At 31.8% G+C, this 23,592-nt stretch carries 17 protein-coding genes; 11 read left to right on the top strand and 6 right to left on the bottom strand.

Going from position 1 to position 23,592, the window contains the following annotated elements:
* Positions 1-50: 50 nt before the first annotated feature.
* The 3 genes from GFU93_RS07050 to GFU93_RS07040 all read left to right on the top strand — a co-directional run bounded on the left by GFU93_RS07050 (position 51) and on the right by GFU93_RS07040 (position 5,481).
* Positions 51-1,718, top strand: a complete 1,668-nt coding sequence (locus tag GFU93_RS07050; RefSeq protein ID WP_160568342.1) for a formate--tetrahydrofolate ligase — start codon at positions 51-53, stop codon at positions 1,716-1,718.
* A 124-nt stretch (positions 1,719-1,842) separates the two neighbouring features.
* Positions 1,843-3,216 carry a dGTP triphosphohydrolase gene (gene dgt, locus GFU93_RS07045; RefSeq protein ID WP_160568340.1) on the top strand — a complete coding sequence of 458 codons (1,374 nt, stop codon included), beginning with the start codon at positions 1,843-1,845 and terminating at the stop codon, positions 3,214-3,216.
* Positions 3,217-3,333: 117 nt separating this feature from the next.
* The gene (locus tag GFU93_RS07040) at positions 3,334-5,481 is read left to right on the top strand and encodes a DNA mismatch repair protein MutS (protein ID WP_160568297.1); all 2,148 of its coding nucleotides are present in this window, start codon (positions 3,334-3,336) and stop codon (positions 5,479-5,481) included.
* Between the two features lie 55 nt (positions 5,482-5,536).
* Here the strand turns inward: GFU93_RS07040 and GFU93_RS07035 are convergent, their stop codons facing one another.
* From GFU93_RS07035 to GFU93_RS07020, 4 genes are all read right to left on the bottom strand, one after another.
* Positions 5,537-5,935, bottom strand: coding sequence for a thiol-disulfide oxidoreductase DCC family protein (locus GFU93_RS07035; RefSeq protein ID WP_160568295.1), 399 nt, complete (start codon positions 5,933-5,935; stop codon positions 5,537-5,539).
* On the bottom strand, positions 5,932-6,573 hold the full coding sequence (locus tag GFU93_RS07030; RefSeq protein ID WP_160543016.1) for an ACP phosphodiesterase: 642 nt from the start codon (positions 6,571-6,573) through the stop codon (positions 5,932-5,934). The genes GFU93_RS07035 and GFU93_RS07030 overlap by 4 nt, the downstream gene beginning before the upstream one ends.
* Before the next feature lie 46 nt (positions 6,574-6,619).
* Positions 6,620-7,996, bottom strand: coding sequence for a tetratricopeptide repeat protein (locus GFU93_RS07025; protein WP_160543017.1), 1,377 nt, complete (start codon positions 7,994-7,996; stop codon positions 6,620-6,622).
* A gap of 108 nt (positions 7,997-8,104) precedes the next feature.
* Positions 8,105-8,800: a biotin--[acetyl-CoA-carboxylase] ligase gene (locus tag GFU93_RS07020; RefSeq protein WP_160543018.1), complete on the bottom strand. Its 696-nt coding sequence runs from the start codon at positions 8,798-8,800 to the stop codon at positions 8,105-8,107.
* 126 nt (positions 8,801-8,926) lie between these two features.
* Here GFU93_RS07020 and rsfS point away from each other — a divergent pair, with 126 nt between their 5' ends.
* The 6 genes from rsfS (at position 8,927) to GFU93_RS06990 (ending at position 14,691) form a co-directional block, all read left to right on the top strand.
* Complete coding sequence (rsfS, locus tag GFU93_RS07015) at positions 8,927-9,301, top strand: ribosome silencing factor (RefSeq protein WP_105296916.1); 375 nt, start codon at positions 8,927-8,929, stop codon at positions 9,299-9,301.
* Positions 9,302-9,351: 50 nt separating this feature from the next.
* Positions 9,352-11,349, top strand: a complete 1,998-nt coding sequence (gene ftsH / locus GFU93_RS07010; RefSeq protein WP_185150483.1) for an ATP-dependent zinc metalloprotease FtsH — start codon at positions 9,352-9,354, stop codon at positions 11,347-11,349.
* 99 nt (positions 11,350-11,448) lie between these two features.
* The gene (locus tag GFU93_RS07005) at positions 11,449-12,018 is read left to right on the top strand and encodes a hypothetical protein (RefSeq protein WP_160568292.1); all 570 of its coding nucleotides are present in this window, start codon (positions 11,449-11,451) and stop codon (positions 12,016-12,018) included.
* Positions 12,019-12,030: 12 nt separating this feature from the next.
* Positions 12,031-12,894 carry a phosphatidate cytidylyltransferase gene (locus tag GFU93_RS07000; protein WP_160568290.1) on the top strand — a complete coding sequence of 288 codons (864 nt, stop codon included), beginning with the start codon at positions 12,031-12,033 and terminating at the stop codon, positions 12,892-12,894.
* Positions 12,891-13,547 carry a phosphatidylserine decarboxylase family protein gene (locus GFU93_RS06995; protein WP_160568288.1) on the top strand — a complete coding sequence of 219 codons (657 nt, stop codon included), beginning with the start codon at positions 12,891-12,893 and terminating at the stop codon, positions 13,545-13,547. The genes GFU93_RS07000 and GFU93_RS06995 overlap by 4 nt, the downstream gene beginning before the upstream one ends.
* A gap of 250 nt (positions 13,548-13,797) precedes the next feature.
* Positions 13,798-14,691: a bifunctional 5,10-methylenetetrahydrofolate dehydrogenase/5,10-methenyltetrahydrofolate cyclohydrolase gene (locus tag GFU93_RS06990; protein WP_160568286.1), complete on the top strand. Its 894-nt coding sequence runs from the start codon at positions 13,798-13,800 to the stop codon at positions 14,689-14,691.
* A gap of 45 nt (positions 14,692-14,736) precedes the next feature.
* Here the strand turns inward: GFU93_RS06990 and GFU93_RS06985 are convergent, their stop codons facing one another.
* The gene (locus GFU93_RS06985) at positions 14,737-15,789 is read right to left on the bottom strand and encodes an HmuY family protein (RefSeq protein WP_160568284.1); all 1,053 of its coding nucleotides are present in this window, start codon (positions 15,787-15,789) and stop codon (positions 14,737-14,739) included.
* A 3-nt stretch (positions 15,790-15,792) separates the two neighbouring features.
* Positions 15,793-17,964: a TonB-dependent siderophore receptor gene (locus GFU93_RS06980; RefSeq protein WP_160568282.1), complete on the bottom strand. Its 2,172-nt coding sequence runs from the start codon at positions 17,962-17,964 to the stop codon at positions 15,793-15,795.
* 120 nt (positions 17,965-18,084) lie between these two features.
* On the opposite strand from GFU93_RS06980, the gene GFU93_RS06975 reads away from it, so the two are divergent.
* Positions 18,085-19,320, top strand: a complete 1,236-nt coding sequence (locus GFU93_RS06975) for a T9SS type A sorting domain-containing protein (RefSeq protein WP_160568280.1) — start codon at positions 18,085-18,087, stop codon at positions 19,318-19,320.
* 44 nt (positions 19,321-19,364) lie between these two features.
* Entirely contained in the window at positions 19,365-23,579 is a 4,215-nt protein-coding gene (locus tag GFU93_RS06970; protein WP_160568278.1) for a cobaltochelatase subunit CobN, read from the top strand.
* The last annotated feature ends 13 nt before the right edge of the window (positions 23,580-23,592 follow it).

Here is a 23,592-nt window from a genome sequence, read left to right as displayed (position 1 = left end):
TTAAGTATTTAAATTTTAATCAGATGGAAAGTAAACATACATATAAAAAAATACATTCAGATATAGAAATAGCTCGTTCCATAAAACTGAAACCTATATCCGAAATAGCGGAAAACATAAACATTCCTGAAAAGGAAATAATACCTTTTGGAAAATATATAGCGAAAGTTCCCCTTGAGCTGGAATCCAAAGAGAAAATAAACAAATCCAGTTTAATTTTAGTAACTTCCATAACGCCTACTAAAGCAGGAATAGGAAAAACAACAGTATCCATAGGTTTGGCTTTAGGGCTCAATAAAATTGGTAAGAAAGCAATAGTTGCTTTAAGAGAACCTTCTTTAGGACCTTGTTTTGGCATGAAAGGAGGAGCTGCAGGAGGAGGATATGCACAAGTGCTACCCATGGAAAATATCAATCTTCATTTTACAGGAGATTTTCATGCTATTACCTCAGCTCATAATATGATCACGGCATTATTAGATAATTATAATTATCAAAACAGAGGCACTACGGAGGTATTAAAAGAAGTGGTTTGGAAGAGAATATTAGATGTTAATGATCGAAATCTACGCAATATAGTTTCCGGATTGGGAGGAAATGCTAACGGCGTGATTCAAGAATCGGGATTTGATATAACCCCTGCTTCGGAAATTATGGCTATACTCTGCTTGGCAAAGGATATATATGATTTACGAAGAAGGATTGAAAATATTTTACTGGGCTATAAAACAGATGGTAGCATTTTTACTGTAAAAGATTTGGGTGTTGCAGGAGCTATTACGGTTTTATTAAAGGATGCCCTACTTCCTAACTTAGTACAAACCACTGAAAATACAGCCGCTTTTGTACATGGAGGCCCTTTTGCCAATATAGCTCATGGGTGCAATTCCGTACTGGCAACAAAACTGGCTATGAGTCATGGAGAATATGTAATTACAGAAGCGGGTTTTGGTGCTGATTTGGGTGCTGAAAAATTTTATGATATAAAGTGCAGAAAATCAGGGTTAGAACCTAAACTCACAGTTCTTGTGGCAACGGCTCAAGGATTGAAAATGCACGGAGGAGTTCCTATATCTCATATAAAGGAGGAAAATGTTGACGGAATCGCTCAAGGGCTTCAAAATTTGGAAAAGCATATAGATAATATTAAATCATACGGGCAAACCGTATTAGTTGCTTTTAATAAATATTCAAATGATACAGAGAAAGAAATATCTTTAGTAAAAGAATTTTGTCAAAAAAGAGGGATTGGCTTTGCAATAAATAATGCATTTACAGAGGGAGGAAAAGGAGCAGTAGACCTGGCAGAATTAGTAGTAGAAACGATAGAAAAAAGTCCTTCCGAAAAATTGAAATTTGTATATAAAGATGAGGATTCTATTAAAGTAAAAATTGAAAAAGTAGCAAAAAAAATATACGGAGCTTCATCGGTAAGTTTTAGTAAACAAGCTTCTCAAAAAATAAAAAAACTGGAAGATAGCGATATGAGTAAATTTCCCGTTTGCATCGCAAAAACTCAATTTTCATTTTCTGCAAATCCTACGGCTTACGGAGTAACTAAAGACTTTGATTTAGAAATTAGGGATTTGGTAATAAACCGAGGCGCGGAATTTATAGTAGTAATTGCAGGAGATATCATGCGTATGCCCGGTTTGCCAAAAAATCCTGCTGCCATGCATATAGATTTAGTTAATGGCTTAGTAGAAGGATTAAGTTAAAAATACAATCATCCAAAAAATAAAATAAAAATAAATTGGAATAAAGAGGTGTATCGTAAAATGCATACTACCAATATTTAGACATATAAAATAATTTTTATTTTTAATTATCATTAAAAGAATGATGAATATAAACCAACTGTTCTCAGAAAAAAGAACAGGTATACAATATAAATCTACGGATAAACATACAGACGCAAGAAGTGAGTATCAAAGAGATTTTGATCGGGTTATATTTTCAACCTCTTTCAGAAGATTGCAAAATAAAACACAAGTTTTTCCATTGCCGGGAAGTGTCTTTGTACATAATCGGTTGACGCATTCATTAGAAGTGGCTTCAGTGGGCAGATCTCTAGGAAGCGATATTGGAAACTTTATAGCAACAGCCTATGCTTCGGAGCTAACAGAACAAAATAAAGAATTATACAGGCATAGTCTTTACAACGTAATTTCAACAGCTTGTTTATGCCATGATATTGGTAATCCTGCATTTGGACATTCCGGAGAAGATGCAATTGCCAGTTATTTTCAACGAAATGCATCTCAATTAAAAGATAAATTTTCAGCATTAGAATGGAGCGATTTTTTAAATTTTGAGGGAAATGCCAATGCCATACGCATCTTGACACAAAAACAAAACGGTAAGTCCGAAGGAGGAGCTATGCTTACGTATTCAACTTTGGCGTCGATTGCTAAATATCCCTGTGAATCCATAGCAAAAGATAAAAATGTAATAGAAAGAAAAAAATTTGGTTTTTTTCAATCCGAAAAAAACACGTTTAAAGACATAGCCCACGAAACGTCTATGATTTTGGTACAAGAAAATCCCTTATGTTATCATAGACATCCCTTTGTTTGGATTGTAGAGGCTGCCGATGATATTTGCTATAACATTATTGATTTGGAAGATGCCCAACGATTAGGATTTATAAATGCTCAAATATATGAAGAACTTTTGCAGCAAATTATTGAAGAAATACACGGTAATAATAAATGGAGCAGAGTGAAGAAAAAATTGGATAGTATTGAAGATAAAAACGATCGTATTTCTTTTCTGCGTGCTGTATCAATCGGTGCATTAATTTCCAGATCAGTGGAATTGTATAAAAAATACTTTGAAGAAATTATAAAAGGTACTTTGCAAACTTCCATATATGACCTAATTCAGCAGGAATGCAAAGCAATTCAAACAATCAAAGAATTTTCCAAAACCCATATATATAATCATCGATCGGTAGTTGAAATAGAAAATGCAGGATATAATGTGATGTATGAATTACTGGATCATTTTATACCGTCAATTTTAAAATCAGAAAAAGAACGTTTAGGATATGAAAAAAGAGCGGTTCAACTCATTCCTAAACAGTTTCTATATGAAGACAGAGGAGATTATGAAAAAGTTTTGGGTATTATTGATTTTGTATCGGGAATGACCGATAATTACGCTACAGATTTATACAGAAAAATTAAGGGAATTGATATAGGCATGACTTTGTAACTCGATATTTAAGCAAAATTTAGGTTTAATTCAAAGTGAAGTTTATCGAAGAGTAAATATAGAAGAAGAAAAAAGCCTTATTTTTGTATACGTATTATATACAGTACAAAGGATACTATGCAGATATCAGAAGATACGTTAAAAGAATTAGAATTTCAGAAGATTATTGACGAAATAATACCCTTTTGTTATTCAGAAAAGTCAAAGGATTTAGTTGCTCAGCTCAAACCTCTTAAAAAAGAAAAAATTAAAGAAAGTCTTCACTGTGTCAATGAATATTTAGGAAGCTTTTCTAATGAAAATTATATTCCGTTCAGGGAATATGATGATATTGAAACTGAATTAAAAATGCTTCTTATAGAAAATTTTACGTTAGAAGCAAGATCCTTTCATAAAATTAGAAATTTATCTCAATTAGTGAATTCACTAATTGTTCATTTTGAAAAATTTAAAGATTATTTTCCTACTCTACATAAAAATCTCTCACATATTGAATATACCAAAGAGATTATTTTAATGGTAAATAAAATATTCAATCGTTTTGGTGAAGTTAAGAATGATGCAACCGTTACTCTGCAAAATATAAGAGAGCATATCCAGATAATCAGGAAAACTATACAGGAAAATTTTGATAAAACAGTAACCCATTTTTCTCAAACAGGAGTTTTAGATGAAATCAGGGAAAGTGTTATTGATGACCAACGAGTGTTGGCTGTAAAATCGTCTTTTAAAAAATCAGTCAAAGGCAGAGTATTAGGTTTTTCTAAAACCGGTTCGATCTGTTTTATCCTACCGGAATCTGTGATTCAACCCAATGTACGATTAATGGAATTAATCAATCAGGAAAAAAAGGAAATAGAAAAAATTCTTTTTAACCTGACTCAGCAAATGGTTGAATTTTACCCGTTATTAGAAAAATATCAACACTATATATATAAATTAGATGTAATACAGGCAAAAGCACGATATGCGGAAGCATTAGATGCAGTATTGCCTGAAATTACTGATCAAGCGGAAGTTCATCTGATCAATGCTTATCATCCAATTCTTTTTCTTACAAATAAAAAAGAGAAAAAAACAACGATTCCACAGACACTAACCCTGGACAAAAACATTCGGATTATATGTATTTCAGGTCCGAATGCCGGAGGTAAAAGTATTACTCTGAAAACAGTTGGATTGTTGCAGCTTATGATACAAAGTGGTATTTTAATTCCGGTGCATCCCAAATCTAAAGTAGGATTTTTTAATAAAATACTTACCGATATAGGAGATAATCAATCGATTGAAAATCAATTAAGTACTTATAGTTCTCGATTAAGGAAAATGCAACAAATCATTAAACAAGCCGATGCACATACCTTATTATTGATTGATGAATTTGGAACCGGATCGGATCCTGAATTAGGGGGAGCATTGGCAGAAGCATTTTTGGAATATTTTTATCATAAAAAATCATTCGGTATTATTACGACTCATTATACCAATATCAAATTGAAGATAGAAGAATTAAGTCATACCAAAAATGCGTCTATGTTATTCAACGAGAAAACTTTGCAACCTATATATAAGTTGGAAGTAGGACAGGTGGGAAGTTCATTTACGTTTGAAGTGGCAGAAAAAAATAAAATACCTAAAGAAATTATTCAGATTGCCAAGCAAAAAATTGAAAAAGATAAGGTTAATTTAGATAAAACTATAGTACGTTTACAGCAGGAAAAATATCAAGTTGAAAAATTAAAAGGCGATTTAAATAAGCAAATTGATCATTCAGAAGAGAAGAAAAAACAATTGACCGATACGATCAATAATTATAAACAAAAACTGATTAATTTTCAGAAGTTGTATGATGAAGAAACTAAGTTAAATCAACTGGGTCAAAAATTTGAAAAATATATAGACGCATATTCAAGTGGTAAGAAAAAAAGAGATATTATAAAAGACTTTACTAAAATACTGGAACAAGAAAAATATAAAAAAACACAAGTTACTGAAGTTGAAAAAATTCAAACTAAGAAGCAACGAAACAAAGTTAAGACCGAGTTAAAAAAAGAAGAAATAAAAAAGCAATTAGAAGAAACAAAGGCAGAAGAAGTACGAACAACTGCAGATAGAGCAAAAAAATGGATGAAAGAAGGGAAAAGAGTTCGAATTAAAGGCAGCTCCAGTGTTGCTACCATAGATAAAATTGAAGGAGAAACCGCATTTCTAAATTACGGACTGTTTACAACTAAAATTTCAGTTTATGAAATTGAAAAAGTATAATATAAATTTTAATAAAAATTAATGTAAGACATCTTAAAAATATCTATCCGAAATTTTAAATAAATTTTCTTTTATTTTCAGGAGTAGGAACCATGCAGCTATCTTTTTTTCCGAATAAATGATATCGATATTTGGATACTAAAGAATAAATCCAATCTCTTATAAAAGAAGGAATCAATAGAAAAACAGATAAGAGATTATAGGGAAAACCAAGATTCTGAGCAATTTTTAAAGCAGCTGTACTTTTAGTATAGTACGCTACCTCGGGTTCATATAAAATTATTGATTTAAAATCGGAAGAATCAAGATTTCTTTCCTTTAAAAAATTTTGTCCATATTCGGATTGTAAAGAGGAAAATTTAAATTGATTATGAGTATCTCTCTTAATAATAAATTGAACCGTAGAATTGCAAAGATTACAAACGCCGTCAAATAAAACAATGTATGTTTTCATAAACGATGAGTATGGTTTTGCAAAATTAAAACTTCGTATTCCGGCATTAACTTTATAATAAATTTTTTACAATAAGATTGAAGTTGAGGGAAAAAATCAAGAAAATGCCTTTCAATTTTTTTTTCTTGTAAATATATCTCCTTAATTGAATTACCCATATCAGCAATGCTTTGATTAAATTTGGATTTTTTGGTTAGATGATGCAGCGTCCATTCAATACCTTCATAAGTACTGTATTTTTCAAACCAATCATCTTCAATTAAAGATTTTAAAATGGTATCTAATTTTTTTGGAAACAAAAGTTCCGTACTTTGAACCAAATCATAACATGAATTTTTGAAATGCTCAAAATCCTCTTCATAAAAAAGATGCCAATTTTTTATTAAGAAATAATCATAGATAACATCGGTGATTATAGGGGCAAATTTTCCATACGATTTATGGAAAATACTAGTTGTTTCTTTAACAATAGGATGAGAATCCGTAAATGAATCGATATGCCGATGTAAAAGAATGCCGGTAGCTATAGATTGAGGATAATTTTGATAATCTTTACCCCGAACAACTTCACCCAACACATTACCTAATTGTATATCAGGAATTTGATACGATAGCAATTGATGGGCTACAATGTTCATTGAATATTATCAATTATTCTTTATGGTTTTTATTAATAAATAGGTTTTAAATAATGCCGGGATTTTTATATTTAATTGTGTTATCCCTAAGTAAAATTGAGTATTTTTCCTGCATTTCTTGTTTAATGGAAGGATTCAATTTTAGTGCCATTTTTAAAAATTTTTCACTCTTTTCATAATTCTTCAATAAGAAATAGCAGTTGCTTAGTTGATAGTAGAGTTCTGCTCTATGAAAATTCTTAAAACTTTTATGCAATAGTAATGCGGCCTTACTATAATCCCCCAAACTGATGAGTAATTCAGAAAAAGCCAACCAATTATAAAAATGATTGGGTTCAAGCTCAATAATTATTTCAAACGAATCAGAAGCTTCTTCATATTTTCCAAGCTGAATGTTGAGGTAAGCATATTTTTTCCAATAATTAACCTCTTTAGATTCTATATCCAGAGCTTTTTTTATGTAGTGAAGAGCTTCTTCATTATTACCTAATGAATCATAGATGTCAGAGATTTCATACCAAGCTTTATCAAATTGAGGATCTTCTTTTACTGCTTTTTGAAAAGAGGTAAGCGCTTGTATAGGTTTACGAAGCTTATTATAAGCCTGTCCAATCTTAAAAAGAGTAAAAGCAGCCGTATCGTCAAAATCTAAAGACTCGTTATAAACACTTATCGCTTTTTCCCATTGGTTTAATTTTTCATAGCAAAAGGCTTTTTGAGTATATCCGGCAATGCTCTTAGGGTTAATTATAACTGTATAATCAAAAGCAAATAAAGCTTTATCATACCAATTCTGATTTAAGTATTGTAATCCCAATTGAAACCAAGCTTCATCGGAATAAGGATTTACATCAATATATTGATTTAAAAAAGTTATACATTCTCTATGCTGATGTAAAATATCGTAACAATGTATGCAAGAAAATAAGGAATACTCATCGTTTTTGTTATATTCTAATGCTTTTTTAAATGAATTTAAAGCAAACGTGGGCTCCTTAATTTCAAGATATTCATGGCCTAAACAATTATAAATATAATCTTCATCTTCTTCATTTTTTAATGCCGCCTTATAGAAATCAATAGATTTATAAGGAAAATTACGCAAAGACCAATATTTTGCAGTAGCAATTAAGTAATCAGTATCAGCAAAACATAATTCCTTTAATTCTTCGATTAAATCGAAAGCATTATGTAAATCTTCGATTTTAACAAAATATTCGAGCTGTTTAATTTTAATATCAATATTGTTTGGGTATAGAGAAAATGCAATATCAAGAGCTTTAATAGCATATTCAAAATCATAAATCTCCAAGTAGAAAGAAATAATTTCGCAAAACTCATCCGCTTCAAAATAAACGGATTTATTTTCTTCCAACATTTCTTCGAACATATTTACCAGCTCATTGTCAAAAAAATCTTCCACTTAGTTTTTACTTTATTTTTAAATTTATGTAAATATAATTAAAAAAAAAGTATTATAACTATTTGAAATAATTTATTATTCACAAGTATTAAACAAAATTTAAATAATTTAATATAAAAATTCGATTTCTTTGATTCTAAATTTCATAATCCCCTTATTTTCAATTCTAACCTCTAAAAGTCCGTCTTCTTCAACTTTTTGAATAATTCCGTTTTTAATGGATCCGCCTATTTTAAAAGCCAGTACTTTTCCTTTACCAAACAGATATTCATTATAATTGGAAAGAAGATACAAGGGATCATCAAGTAAATGGAAATTATTTTCAAAATCTTTCATTAAACCATGTACTAGATCCGTTAAATTATAATTTTGAGAAGAAAAAGAAAGTAAGGATGAAGCATGAGGAATTCCCGTGAATTCTTTTTGAAGAACATTGATGCCAATTCCTACAATAAACGTGTTTCCTGATTTTTCAATTAAAATACCACAGACTTTTTTTTTATTAATTAAAATATCATTAGGCCATTTAATTAAGGCATCAGTTTTTGTTATTTTTTTTATGAATAAACATACCCGAATAGCTACCCAAAAACTAAGAAAATTATTAGGAATGGAAGGGGTGGTAAGACAAAATGTCAGAGCAATATTTTTACCGGGTTCGAACATCCATTGATGGCCATTAACGCCTCTTCCTTTCGTTTGATTAAAAGAAAATACACCGTGGAAATTAGTTGAATATTGCTTTATATTTTCTCTGACAAAATCGTTAGTAGAACCAATTTTATCAAAATATTCTAATGGCATAAGATTTGACAAATACAATTAAATGATAAAATTATTAAATTATAATTAATATAAGTGATAAATTGATTATTTTTGCATAAATTCATTACATTTTATAAAAGACACATTATACTAGAAATAGATTAGATGACTGATACACAGATCGAAAAAAAAGAATTATTAGAAAATATTATAAAAGGGATAGAAGAAGTTAAAGGATACGATATAACTATTTTGAACTTTACCAAATTAGAAAATACAATTACAGATTATTTTGTCATATGCACGGGGGGAACTAATACTCAAGTTTCCGCAATTTCCAATTCTGTAGAAAGATTCGTAAGAAAAAATACTAAAGACAAACCTTGGCATATTGAAGGGGTTGATAATCAACAATGGGTTTTAATGGATTACGTATCTATAGTTGTTCATATTTTTCAACCCGAATACAGAGAATATTATGATTTAGAAAATTTATGGGGTGATGTGGAAATAACCAGAATTCCTAATCCGGACAAATAAGATCTTATAAATATACATAATCCGATAATTATAAAAAATCAGACTTAATTTTGGAAACAAATAATAAAAATAATAAAAAGAAAAAAGATAACAAACCATTTTCGTTTAATTGGTTTTACGGTATACTTATCATATTTGCTATACTACTAGTATCTCAAGAATTTTTAAATTCCGGAAAAGACGTAAAAATAGATTCTGCTAAATTTTTCAGCTACTTAGAAAAAGGTTACGTTAAAAATGTAGTATTTGTTAACGGCTCTTCTGAGGTAAAAGTATATTTGACACAGGAAGCAATGAAGAATCCTGAAGTTTATAACATGGACAATCAAGGATTCAGTCCATTTAAACAACTTTCAGATTCTCCACAATTCTCATTCATAGCAGGAGATAAACAACTTTTTGAAAAAAGATTCAACGAAGACAAAGCAAATTATAATTTAAATACCAACTTAGAATTTGAAAACCCTAGTCAATGGGGAGATGTTTTTATTCAATTATTGTTACCAATTCTTTTCTTTGCACTAATATGGTTTTTCTTATTTCGTAAGATGGCCGGAGGAAGTGCCGGAGGAGGAGGACAAATCTTTAATATCGGTCGCTCCAAAGCTAAACTTTTTGATGAAAACGATAATGTTCGAGTTACATTTAAAGATGTAGCAGGATTGGAAGGAGCAAAAGAAGAAGTAGAAGAAATAGTTGATTTTTTAAAAAATCCTCAAAAATATACCAAATTAGGAGGTAAAATACCTAAAGGTGCTTTATTAGTAGGCCCTCCGGGAACCGGTAAAACCTTATTAGCCAAAGCGGTAGCCGGAGAAGCTAAAGTTCCCTTTTTCTCTTTATCAGGTTCAGACTTTGTAGAAATGTTTGTGGGGGTTGGAGCTTCCAGGGTAAGAGATTTGTTCAGACAAGCTAAGGAAAAATCGCCATCAATTATATTTATAGATGAAATTGATGCTATCGGTAGAGCCAGAGGTAAAAACAATATTACCGGATCTAACGATGAAAGAGAAAACACGTTAAATCAGTTGCTAACAGAAATGGATGGTTTTGGAACAAATACCAGCGTTATCGTTTTGGCAGCAACTAACCGAGCAGATATATTAGACAAGGCATTAATGCGTCCGGGCCGTTTTGACAGATCCATTTATGTTGATTTACCGGATTTAAATGAAAGAAAAGAGATTTTTCAAGTTCATTTGAAACTTTTAAAATTAGATGAAGATCTAGATGTCGATTTCTTGGCTAAACAAACTCCCGGATTTAGTGGAGCAGATATTGCAAATGTTTGTAACGAAGCGGCGTTAATAGCAGCACGTAAAGGAAAAGAAAGTGTAGGAAAGCAAGATTTCTTAGATTCTGTGGATAGAATTATCGGAGGTTTGGAGAAAAAGAATAAAGTAATTAAGCCTCATGAGAAAAAGAGAGTTGCTTTTCACGAAGCAGGCCATGCTACCATAAGCTGGATGGTTGAACATGCAGCTCCTTTATTAAAAGTAACTATTGTTCCAAGAGGACGCTCATTAGGAGCAGCTTGGTATCTTCCTGAAGAAAGGCAGTTAACAACCACAGAACAAATGTTAGATGAAATATGTGCTACTTTAGGGGGGAGAGCTGCAGAAGAGGTGATATTTAATAATATATCAACCGGAGCTTTGTCCGATTTAGAGCGCGTAACTAAGCAAGCCAATGCGATGGTAACCATTTACGGATTGAGCGATCAAATAGGGAATATTTCTTATTATGATAGCTCAGGCAACGAATATGGTTTTACAAAGCCTTACTCAGAAGTTACTGCTGAAACTATTGACAAAGAAATATCAAAGATCATTGAATCGCAATATAAAAGAGCTGTTCAGATCTTATCAGATAACAAAGATAAATTAACTAGATTAGCTAATAAATTATTAGAAAAAGAAGTAATATTTAAAGAAGATTTAGAAGAAATTTTCGGTAAAAGAAAATTTGATGAAGAAACTTTTTCAGAAGAAATAAATGAGGAAAGCCTTAAAGAAAATGATCAAAATAGTGAATCAAAATCCGAATAATGGCAAGTATTTTGATAAATTCTAAACAACATATAAAATAAAAAGATTTTTATATATTTGATTTGATAATAATTTTGATTTTTAAGTGCTAAAAAGTGAATGGGATTTCTTAACAAAATATTTGGAAAAAAAAACAAAGAAGAAACTACTAATCTGGATTTTTACAATGAAGGAGAAGAAGAAGATGTAGCATTTGCTAGGAAATTTAAAGCAGGAGGAGGGATGTTCTTTTACTGTGAAAATCAGGAAGAATCTTTACATTATTTACAAGAAATACTTAAGAATGAAGATATTAGTGAAGTCCTGTGTGTAGAACCTAAACTAATATCTATGATTAATCAATTAGATTGCAATTATTCAACACAAAGTACAGGCGATCAAGATATTGCCCTCATTAATTGTGAGTACTTAGTAGCTTTGGATGGTTCCATAATGATTTCTTCCGATCAAACCTATCACTTAAAAAAAACGGATTTACCCAAAAAAATTATTGTTTGGGCTACTCCAGGTCAAATCATCTCTTCCTCAAGTGTAGGATTAGCTAAGATAAGATATGCTAAAAAGAATAATATTCCTTCCAATATTACTTCAATACATGGCAATCAAGTACAAGGATTTAGTAGTATATCTACAGCTAAAAAACTATATTTGCTATTAGTTGAAGAATAATTTTTAAAACTGGTGAAAACAATATTTGTCCGTGCCTTATCAGGTCTAGTCTATGTGCTGCTTATTTTTTTATGCACCACTCATTTTTTATCCGATATACTTTATATTTACTTTGACTTAAAAATAAATTCCTCCTATTTATTATATGCTTTACTTACTTTATTTTTATTAGGGTGCAGTTTTGAAACAGTAAAGCTTTTAAAATATTCAAATTTCATATATAAACTTTTAACCTTTGTCCTAATAGGAATTATATATTATACTTTCACTCAAAATTTTTTTAACAGCAGTTTCAGTTTACGGTTACTCTATTGGAGATATATTCTTATTTTAGTTTTATTTTGCCTATCCATTATAACTCTATTTTATTTTTCTGATGAGCTCTATACGGACAGTGCAAAACTCATATTCACCACAGCATATTTAAGTATACCTTTTGGATTGAGTCTGGCTATACCTCGGAGTACCAACCCCTTAACTCCCGAAATATTTTATGTCTTTTTATTACTTTGGATAAGTGACAGCTTTGCTTATTTAATAGGCAGTAAATTCGGTAAACGGAAACTAGCTCCCAAGATTTCACCTAATAAATCTGTTGAAGGGTTAATCGGAGGAATAGTGTCTACCATAATAGCAGGATTAGTTATCGAATATCTGGAGCCGGGTTTACGTGGTAATTGGATTGTAATAAGTATAATTATAGCTATATTTGCACCAATAGGTGATCTGGCCGAATCTAAGCTGAAAAGAAAATTTAAAGTTAAAGATTCCGGAAATTTAATTCCCGGACATGGCGGAGTATTGGATCGATTAGATAGTTTTATCTTTTGCATCCCTGCTATATTTGCCTATTATTTAATAAATACTATTGTATGAGGTTACACAAAGAAGGTAAAACCATTATAGGTATTAGTTTAATAGTAAGCATACTAATAAGTATCCTTTCCATTTATTTTCTTAACTATTGGGGACTTATAATAGCGGTACCGGTTCTGGTATTATCATTTTTTATTGTTTGGTTTTTCAGAAATCCGATAAGAAGCTATGAAGCAAAGGCAAATGAAATTATTGCACCTGTAGATGGAAAGGTGGTAATTGTGAAAGAAGTTTATGAAAAAGAATTTCTTAAAACCAATTGCATCCAAGTATCTATTTTTATGTCTCCTTTAAATGTACACGTTTGCAGATATCCGGTAAGCGGAAAAGTTATATTTAAGAAATACCATCCGGGTAAATTTTTAGTTGCCTGGCATGAAAAATCTTCTGAATTAAACGAACGAACTACAGTTGCTGTAGAAACGGAACAAAAACAAAAAATTCTTTTTAGACAAATTGCAGGAGCAATGGCTCGAAGGATAGTAATTTATTCTCAAATAGGAGATACGGCTCAAGCAGGAAAAGATTTCGGTTTTATAAAATTCGGCTCTAGAATGGATGTGTTTCTTCCTTTAGGAACTGAAATTTTAGTTAAAGTAGGAGATATTATACCTGATGGAGGAGAACGGGTAATTGCCAGGTTAAAAGAGTAGTACTACTTACTAATTTTCTTACCTAATTTCATAAGCGAATTTTCCTTACAATATTTTTATAAGTCTATTTTATCGTATAGTTAAGTAATACAATTATACTATAATATTTAAATTATTTTTATCCAAATTTCTATTACATGTATGTAAATAAGAAAAAATATTTGATTGATAAATCAGATAAAAATAATTGATATAATTCTATCATTTAGAAGTTAATTTTTACATTTGTATCACTTTTAAAATTAAAAATATGGCTAATATATTGGACGGTATCAAATTATCTAAGCAAATAAAACAAGAAATTAAAGAAGAAGTAATCCAATATGTAAACCAAGGGCTTCGTCAACCTCACTTATTAGCTGTTCTTGTGGGCGAGAATGCTGCAAGTGTAACCTATGTAAACAATAAAATTAAAGATTGTCAAGCAGTAGGATTTAAATCTTCCTTATTAAAACTTAAGAGTACTGTAACAGAAGATGAATTACTTGAGGAAGTAAAAAAACTTAATGAAACGGAAGGATTGGACGGATTTATAGTTCAATTACCTCTTCCCAAACATATAAATCAAGAAAAAATTATAATGGCTATAAATCCAGATAAAGACGTCGATGGTTTTCATCCCGTAAATTTTGGAAAAATGGCTTTAGAAATTGAAAGTTTTTTACCGGCAACTCCTTACGGAATTATGGAAATGCTGTCCAGATATAACATTCCAACCGAGGGCAAAGAAGTGGTCGTCATTGGCCGAAGCAGAATTGTAGGTCGTCCGATGAGTATTCTTCTAAGCCGAAAAGGAAATCCCGGGGATGCGACGGTTACTTTAGTTCACTCTAAAACAGTTGATATACCTAAACATACTAGAAATGCAGATATTATTATAACTGCTTTAGGAGTTCCCCACTTTTTAAAAGCTGACATGATTAAACAAGGAGCGGTAATTGTTGATGTTGGAATTACTAAAGTTGAGGATTCCACACACGAAAAAGGGTACTATTTAGCCGGAGATGTTGATTTTGAAGAAGTATCAAAAAAAGCATCTTGGATAACTCCGGTTCCCGGAGGTGTAGGGCCTATGACCAGAGCCATGCTCTTGAAAAATACCCTATATGCTTACAGCAAAGAAATAAATAATAAAAATAAATAAAAAAACAGGTTGTTGAAAAACCAACAACCTGTAAATAAAGAGCAATTAATTAGTGAGTAATTTGTATTCGAATTTCGGATATCCTCTTCGTCCATCCTTATCCGTCATATTTAAAAATTTGAGTTTAAATAAATTGCCTTTAGAATCTTTAAGAACATAAAACCGATCCGTAAATACCTTAGCCCCTCCATACGTTGTTCTCCAACTGGAGCCAATAACTCTGTGATCATTATAAACGAATTTTGTATAATCTACTTTTTCCTTAGTAAAATCTTCGTAACTTCCCACATCAGATATATTTGCTTGATAGGCTCCGGTGTTATTCATCGTATTTATGGTCACAAAATCAGAAAAAGTATACGTACCATGTCCTTTATTTTCATTTATGAAAACTGTAAAGCATAGATCCCACAAGTTTTTGGCAGGCTGAACTTTGACGATGCCAACGGATAAACTTAAATAAGAAAAAAGATACTCTTTATCCTTTTTAACTATCATTTCTTTATGCGTTGTATCATTTATATCTGCAAATTGAATTTTATAACTGTTAGAATCATTACGAAGAACCCTAATTTTTTTCCATCCTCTGTGTTTTCCTACAACCTTTAAATCATTCGTGTTCCCTGTAAATACTGAATACCCCATATTGACAAGATACACATGATTTTCTTCATCTTTTTCGCTTATTTCATCAATGGCGGTGCGCTCCAAATAATTTCCCATAATATCATCAACATACTGCACATTATCCGCTTGAAAATTACCTACCGTTACTACCGATTTCATAGAAGCGATATCAGATTCTTTCACTTCATCTATCGAAGTAGTATTCAATTTACCAGCAGCCATTAACGTAGAATTATTTAAAATAACACGGAATTTATCCCCACCATAAAATCCAAAATCCCAAGAATCCCTTTGATTTACATTCATACGGTTTTGATCCAGATCAACCCAAACTTGATTAGGTTCGGTAGGGCCGCCAACGGGAACATCTAAAGTAGCTCCCGGTTGAGGAACCACGATAGGACTATCATCTTCTTTGCAATTTAACAGAACAATAAAAGAAATGAGTATAGGTAAAAAATATTTTTTCATCGTTTATATATTAAAATTAAAACCAAGTTTAGCGAAGTATGATCTACCATAAAATAAATTGATACTTTTTACAGGTCCGTCGTGAGCTCCTGCTTGTGCAGCAGTAGTATTTACTTTCTTAACATCAAAAATATTTCTTACCCCTGCCGTAAGTTCTATAAATTTGTTAAACAATGATTTCCTAACCGAAAAATCTAATAAATTAAAATCATCTTGTTTTCCCAAGTAATAAGAATCAGTTTTAGAATCTAATACATAAGAAGATTCTTTTCCGTTATATTTATAAAAAAGAGAAAAAGTAGTATCCCATTTCTTAATTGTATAATTAACATTGGAGTTTAGTTGGAAGGTATACAAATAATCATTATCAGGAGTTGTAATAGGAATTCCGTTGATATTGTCTTCTAATGTACGAGAAACTCCAAAATAAGAAGCATTCAAGTTAAAATGAAAATTTTGAATTCTCATATTTGAATTGAATTGTACTCCCCATGTTTTGAACTTATCCACATTCAAATATTTATATTCTAACGGTTGCATATTAACCGTTGCAAGTTCAATTTTGTCTTTTAAATTAATATACAACGTACTTAGCGTGATATCACCTTTAAAATTATCTTTAGATTTAAATTTCTGATTCCAATAAATGGAACTGGAATATCCTTTTTCGGGAACTAGATTTTCATTTCCCTGTACATTATGATTAGTATCTACAAAATACGTATACAATTCGTCAAAATTTGGAGTTCGATTGGTAGAAGTAATTTCCGTACGAAAATTAGAATTAGGAGATAGTTGGTATTTCATAGCCAGTGAATAAGAATACTGATTATCAAATTTTGTATTAAAACTGGCTCGGAATCCGGGTTTTAAATATAGGTCCGGGTTCGCTTTGATTTCAGCAGATCCAAATACATCATAATTGTCTAAATGTTTTTTCAAATCTTCTTGAAAGCCGGAAGTGTTCATTCCTCCAATCGAACTGGAATTAGCAGATCTTAATCCTTCAATAAAATTAAATTCATAGCCAATTTGATAAGATAATATTTTACTAAGGGAAGGAGAACTAAAAGTTCCGCGAGTGTACCAGGCATCAGTTCCGGCATATTTTTTATAGGCATCTTTCTTTCCAAAAACCTCTCTCATACCAATATCGTACGTATAATCCCTGCTTTTTCTACTTTGTTTTTGATAAGAAAAATCTCCGTTATAAGTTAGATAATTGAAAAGTTTGGCACTTAAAAAAAGATGATGAAGCCAACGATCTGTTTTAAAATTTCGATCCTTAGAAGCATAAGTAAAAAGACCACCTTCAGACAATGCCCTGTAATCAATGATAGGATTATAATAATTAGTCAACTCATTTAAGAATTGTAAATTATAAAAAGCATTAAAATCAGTAGTTTTATAATGAATAAGAGCATTGGAATTCCATTGTTCCTTTGGAAGCCATTCATATCCTCTATTACCATCATTTTCATAATATCTCTTACCCTTTTTGTTTCCGAAAAATCCTTTAAAATCATTGCGATTTGCTCCTAAAGATAAGAACCATTTATCTGATAAAGAATGAGAAATATCTAATGACTGAATATGTCTTCCCTGTTCTTTCCAATCATACTCTTTACCCACCGTTTCCTCTTGTACATATCCGGAAATTTTCCATTGAGAATTGATTTTTTTACGGGTTATAATATTGACAATTCCAGTCAGTGAATTAGAACCGTAATCCGTACCCATACTTCCTCTCACAATCTCGATCCGTTCCACATTATCTAAATTAATTTTGGTTAAATCAACATTGGAGCCCATTCCATAATCACTCACCATAGGAATATTATCTATCAATACTTTGAAATATTGACCATCCAAACCGAAAAGAGAAGCTTCAGAATCCCCGTTTTTACTGTTGGGTAGAGTATTAAAGTTAAGATAATAACTTAAAATGTCCGATATATTGGATGCTGCTCTGTTTTTAATATCTTCTTGAGATATGACCTCAACTTGATATATGGATTTATCAACACTTTGTTGATGATATTGACCTGTTACCACAATTTCGTCAATATCCTTTACTTTATTTTTTTTGTTATTAGTCTCTTGAGAATAAGATAAATTACTTAAAATCAGAGATATATATAATAAAAAGAACTTATTGGAGCTATTCTTTTTCATAGTTTTTTTAGCAAAAGTAAAAATAATTTAGAATAAATCTAAATATTATTGAGAATAAATCTAAATAATAATTATATTTGCCCTAAATAAAAATAGAATAAAAACTTAAATCTATTGATTATGAAAAGGACTATACTGCTTATAGTATGGTTTATGGTACAAGTTACCGTACATGCTCAAGAAAAAAATATCGCTCTTTCCTTAGGCTCTTCTTATACCCAACAAGTATATTTTCAATTGGGTTCTAATAATCAAATTACCCTTCCCACAACAGATTGGGACTTAGCTTTTCTAAGAAAAGATGCCAGAAGTTTTGCTACTCGTGTGAATGATGCACGCATTAAAGTTTATGAAGCAGCAAATGCAGCTTCAGATTGGAATAGCATTGATGTATCTAAGAAACAACAATGGAAAAAATTATATAATAGCGAGATTAAATGGGAAAAAGGAGCGTTCGATAACGGTTCGGCAACCTACGGATGGGGAGAATATTTTATGCCCACCCATCATGTAGTGGGTTCTATCATATTTGTATTAGAATATGACGATGGAACTCTTATGAAATTTATGATTGAAGATTATTTTAAAGGATATACTTGTAAATATGCCATTTGGGAAGGAACGTCATGGAGTTCAGATCGATCCTTTACTGTCTTAAATTCTACAGGTGAAGGAAAAATGTTTAACTATTATTCATTGAAAAATAATAAAATGGTAGATACAATTCCTTTAGATGCAGATTGGGATTTGCTTTTTACAAAATATACTTCGTTCTATAAAAACATAGATTATGTTTCTGTAACAGGAGCATTACAAAATACTCACGTTGCCGTTGCTAAAAAACTAGAAGGCGACCAAACTGATCTCCAAAATGAAAATTTTAAAAAAGAGATTAATACCATAGGAGACAGATGGAAGGAACTATCCGGTTATTCATACGTGATTCCAAAAAATAAATATTATGTTAAAACAGAAAAAGATCAAACAACGAGCTTGTATGAATTATGGTTTACTGATTTTGGAGGTGCAGCTACAGGAACTATCAATTTCACTTATAAAAAAATAAATAACTTAGGAATAGAAGAATTGACAGATCATTCCTCCTTTACGGTTTATCCTAATCCAATAATAAATAAAACGGCTACCTTACTATATGATATTAAAAATTCCAATGCAAATAAAGCAGAATTATCCATATATAGCTTAAGTGGTAAGAAAATGTACGAAGATAAAATCTTAGGACAAGCCGGTTTTTATTCAAAAGAATTGAATTTATCTGCCTTAACACCCGGAATTTACATTCTCGTATTCAAAGTAGGTGATCATAAAGCGACTAAAAAAATCATTGTCAAATAAACGTTTATCAAAGAAAAAATCAGGCTTACATAAATATTATGAAAATGAAAAAAAAGAAGCTCTTATTGAGTATAGTAGTGTGTCTATTAGTATTACTAATGGCAAGTTGGATCATTTGGAATAAAACTGCCTCACAAACTAAAGTAGCTTTAGTAAACTTTCAAAAATTTCAAACCACCAGTCTCATTCAATCCAATAAAGACCCCTTCATTCAATACGAAGAAGTCTCTTTAGAAGATTTGTCTAAATTAAAGAAGTACGACTTTATTTTAGGATTCGGTATGGGAATGAAAGCATCTGCGGAAGAAAGGGAGCAGCTAAAAAAAATTATGCAAGACGGTAAACCCTTTTATATATACCGCGCAACCAATCCTGAAAATAATCTGTGTAATTTAGACAGCACCCGGATGAAAGCGGTAGAAGCATTTATGGATAGTGGAAACAAAAAAAATTATCAAAGCCTTGCCAGATATATACGTAAAAATATAGATAAAAAGATATTTTTTGTTACGGAACCAAGCCCTATAGTTGAGACTGCAGAAGATGTATTGTATCATTTAGATGAAGACTTGGCATTTAAAAATGTTAGTGAATATGAAAATTACTTAAAGAAAAATAATTTTTATATAGAGGGCGCGCCCAAAGTTGTCATTTTGGGTGGATTAAATGATCCGTATAGTGGAAATAGAGATAACCTGGACAGCTTACTCGTTTCTTTACAAAAGAAAGGATTTAACGTATATCCCATATCCTCCACATTTGAGAGATTGGAGTTTTTAAAGGAAATTCAACCGGATGCAGTTATACATTTCGCACACGGAAGACTAGCGCTGGGAAAAGCAGAAGAAGCAGTAAACTGGTTAAAACAAAGAAATATTCCTGTCTTTACGCCACTTACCATATTAAAAACTAAAGAAGAATGGCTTAAAGATCCCATGGGAATGATGGGAGGTTTCCTCTCACAAAGTGTAGTTATGCCTGAATTGGATGGATCTGTATATCCATACGTTTTAAATACCCAAGAATTAACAGATAACAATCTTTATTTATTTAAAACAGTGCCCGAAAGACTCCAAAATTTTGTACAAATCATTCACAATTTTGTAGAGTTAAAACATAAAAAAAATGAAGATAAAAAAATAGCCATCTACTATTATAAAGGACCCGGTAAAGAATCCTTAACCGCACAAGGACTAGAAACTGTTCCTTCACTTTATAATTTTTTAAAACGATTAAAAAAAGAAGGATTTAAAGTAGATAATTTACCCGAAAATGTACAAGATTTTGAAAAAATATTGATGACCCAAGGTTCTGTAATGAGTACTTACGCCCAAGGAGCTTTTGATGAATATTTGAAAAATGGCAATCCCGAATTGATTGATAAAACAACGTATGAAAACTGGGCAAAAAAAACACTTACCCCCGAAAAATATGCTGAAGTTACAGCGGTTTACGGAGAAGCTCCGGGTAATTACATGAGTAAAAATATAGGTGAAAAATCGTATTTAGCGGTTTCACGAGTTCAATTCGGAAATATTGTACTATTACCTCAACCTATGGCAGGATTGGGAGATGATACCTTTGCCATTATCCATGGAGCAAAAACAGCTCCTCCTCATACCTATATTGGGTCCTATCTTTGGGTACAGCACGGATTCCAAGCCGATGCATTGATTCATTTTGGGACACACGGAAGTCTTGAGTTTACTCCTCAAAAACAAATTGCTCTGAGTAATGAAGATTGGCCGGACAGACTGGTAGGAACCTTGCCACATTTTTATTATTATACCATAGGCAATATCGGAGAAAGTATGATGGCTAAAAGACGTTCCTACGCCACCTTACTATCTTATTTAACTCCTGCATTTATGGAGAGCCAAACCCGTTCTCAGTTTAAAGAATTGCAAGATAAGATACAATATTACTATAAATCTGAAGAATCCAATCAGCCATTAGCATCCCTAGAAGTAAAGAAAATAGCGGTAAAAATGGGATTGCACAGAGATTTACGTTTAGATAGTATAGCAACCAAACCCTATAATTTAGAAGAGATAGAAAGAATAGAAAATTTTGCCGAAGAAATTTCCAATGAAAAAATGTCCGGGCATCTTTATACTTCCGGAATACCCTATACTAAAGATAAAATCATATCAACTGTTCAGGCAATGAGTACAGATCCGATTGCTTATAGTCTGGCCGCCTTGGATAAACAAAGAGGAAAAGTAACCGAAAAACAACTCAAAAATAAAGTTTATTTTAAACAAAGATATTTAGACGCAGCCAAAAATATAGTAAATCAAATCTTATCAGGTAAAGAAGCAAGTCCTACATTTATTTGCAGCGTTGCCGGAATTGATGAAAAAGAATTGGAACAATCTAAAATGATTATTTCTCCTCCAAAAAGAACGTTTAAAAAAAGTTCTAAAAGTACTGCAGGCAAACCTTCTAAAATGGATAATTCTCCAGGTCATTCCAAAAATACCTCTTCGCAACAAGTTGCACATACAGCTCCAAAGGAATCAGAGAAAAAGCCTATGCATGGAATGGCAGGTAAAAAGATAACTTATACCAAAGAGCAAAAATCAAGAGCGAGAGCCATTGTTGAAATAGAAAGAACTATCACCAACATAAAAAAATACGAAAAAAGTTTAGAAGAAAGTCCGGAATTGGAATTTAAAGCATTAATCAATGCACTATCCGGAGGCTATGTTGAACCTTCTTCAGGAGGAGATGCTGTGGCGAATCCGAACGGAGTTCCGACAGGTAGAAATTTGTATTCTATTAATGCAGAATCCACTCCTACCGAAATAGCTTGGGACAGAGGAAAGGAACTTGTTAATGCAACTTTGGCACAATACAAAGCAAAGCATGGAACGTATCCTAAAAAAGTGAATTATACCTTTTGGAGCAGTGAATTTATTGAAAGCGAAGGAACAACCATAGCGCAAGTTTTATATATGTTGGGAGTTGAACCGGTTCGCGATGCCTTCGGAAGAGTATCCGATTTACAATTAATCGAATCCAAAGATTTAGGAAGACCGAGAATTGATGTAGTGGTGCAAACTTCAGGACAATTTAGAGATCTGGCAGCCTCCCGTTTGGCATTACTATCCCGAGCTGTGGAAATGGCAGCATCTGCAAAAGATTCCAACTATGAAAATCTAGTAGCTCAAAGCACTCTGGATATAGAAAAAAGTTTAGTCGATGAAGGAGTACCTCCTCAAGAAGCTCGTCAGATTTCAACGCAACGAATATTCGGAGGAGTTAACGGAATGTATGGAACAGGAATTCAAGAAATGGTAACCAGCGGAGATAAATGGGAAGATGAAAAAGAAATAGCAGAAACCTATATAAATAATATGGGGGCAATATATGGCAGTGATAAAAATTGGGGTGATTTTCACAAGGGATTGCTAAAAGCTGTACTAAAAAATACGGATATGGTTGTTCATCCAAGACAAAGCAATACATGGGGAGCTTTAAGTCTGGATCATGTATACGAGTTTATGGGAGGAATGAATTTAGCCATTCGCAATGTTACAGGCAAAGATCCCGATGCCTATTTTGCAGACTACAGAAATCATACTAATTTCAAAATGCAAGAATTGAAAGAAGCTATAGGAGTAGAAGCTCGTACCACCATCTTCAATCCGGCCTATATTAAAGAGAAGATGAAAGGGGGAGCATCCAGCGCCGCCGATATAACAGAGGTTATAACCAATACCTACGGTTGGAATGTAATGAAGCCCGATGTGATCGATAATGAAATGTGGGATCAGATTTATGAAACCTATGTAACTGATAAAACTAATTTAGGAACCAAAGAATTTTTCAAAAAAGTTAGTCCGGCAGCATTGGAAGAAATTACAGCGATCATGCTCGAAACCTCAAGAAAAGGGATGTGGAAAGCTACTGAAGAGCAAATAAAACAAACGGCTCTCGTACATACACAAGTTGTGAAAGAATTTGGACATTCAGGAGCAGGATTTTCCGGAAATAATAAAAAACTCCAAGATTATATTTCAAACCAAGTTACACCTCAGCAATCTACAGAATATAAGCAACAAGTAACTAAAATGAAAATAGGAGAATCCTCATCAGATGCTAAAGAGGGGATGGTTTTGAAAAAAGAAGAAGTTTCCAAAGGGGGTAATAAATCAGAAAAAACAGCAGTTAACGGAGTAATTATAGTTACAGTTATCAGCATTGTTGCCCTTTCACTATTAATGTATATAAGGAAAAGAAGAAAAAACGGTTAAGATCAAAGGATAT

Source organism: Apibacter sp. B3546 (assembly GCF_009827885.1).
In the GTDB taxonomy this organism is placed as follows: Bacteria; Bacteroidota; Bacteroidia; order Flavobacteriales; family Weeksellaceae; genus Apibacter.
Note: the sequence above shows the minus strand (reverse complement) of the source record. Positions and strands in the feature narration are given on the sequence as shown.

What these genes read in the sequence shown, in the direction of transcription:
- dgt (WP_160568340.1), top strand. Translation starts at nt 1,843, where the DNA reads ATGAATATAAACCAACTGTTCTCAGAAAAAAGAACAGGTATACAATAT.
- GFU93_RS07040 (WP_160568297.1), top strand. Translation starts at nt 3,334, where the DNA reads ATGCAGATATCAGAAGATACGTTAAAAGAATTAGAATTTCAGAAGATT.
- GFU93_RS07035 (WP_160568295.1), bottom strand. Translation starts at nt 5,935, where the DNA reads ATGAAAACATACATTGTTTTATTTGACGGCGTTTGTAATCTTTGCAAT.
- GFU93_RS07030 (WP_160543016.1), bottom strand. Translation starts at nt 6,573, where the DNA reads ATGAACATTGTAGCCCATCAATTGCTATCGTATCAAATTCCTGATATA.
- GFU93_RS07020 (WP_160543018.1), bottom strand. Translation starts at nt 8,800, where the DNA reads ATGCCATTAGAATATTTTGATAAAATTGGTTCTACTAACGATTTTGTC.
- rsfS (WP_105296916.1), top strand. Translation starts at nt 8,927, where the DNA reads ATGACTGATACACAGATCGAAAAAAAAGAATTATTAGAAAATATTATA.
- GFU93_RS07005 (WP_160568292.1), top strand. Translation starts at nt 11,449, where the DNA reads ATGGGATTTCTTAACAAAATATTTGGAAAAAAAAACAAAGAAGAAACT.
- GFU93_RS06995 (WP_160568288.1), top strand. Translation starts at nt 12,891, where the DNA reads ATGAGGTTACACAAAGAAGGTAAAACCATTATAGGTATTAGTTTAATA.
- GFU93_RS06990 (WP_160568286.1), top strand. Translation starts at nt 13,798, where the DNA reads ATGGCTAATATATTGGACGGTATCAAATTATCTAAGCAAATAAAACAA.
- GFU93_RS06985 (WP_160568284.1), bottom strand. Translation starts at nt 15,789, where the DNA reads ATGAAAAAATATTTTTTACCTATACTCATTTCTTTTATTGTTCTGTTA.
- GFU93_RS06980 (WP_160568282.1), bottom strand. Translation starts at nt 17,964, where the DNA reads ATGAAAAAGAATAGCTCCAATAAGTTCTTTTTATTATATATATCTCTG.
- GFU93_RS06975 (WP_160568280.1), top strand. Translation starts at nt 18,085, where the DNA reads ATGAAAAGGACTATACTGCTTATAGTATGGTTTATGGTACAAGTTACC.
- GFU93_RS06970 (WP_160568278.1), top strand. Translation starts at nt 19,365, where the DNA reads ATGAAAAAAAAGAAGCTCTTATTGAGTATAGTAGTGTGTCTATTAGTA.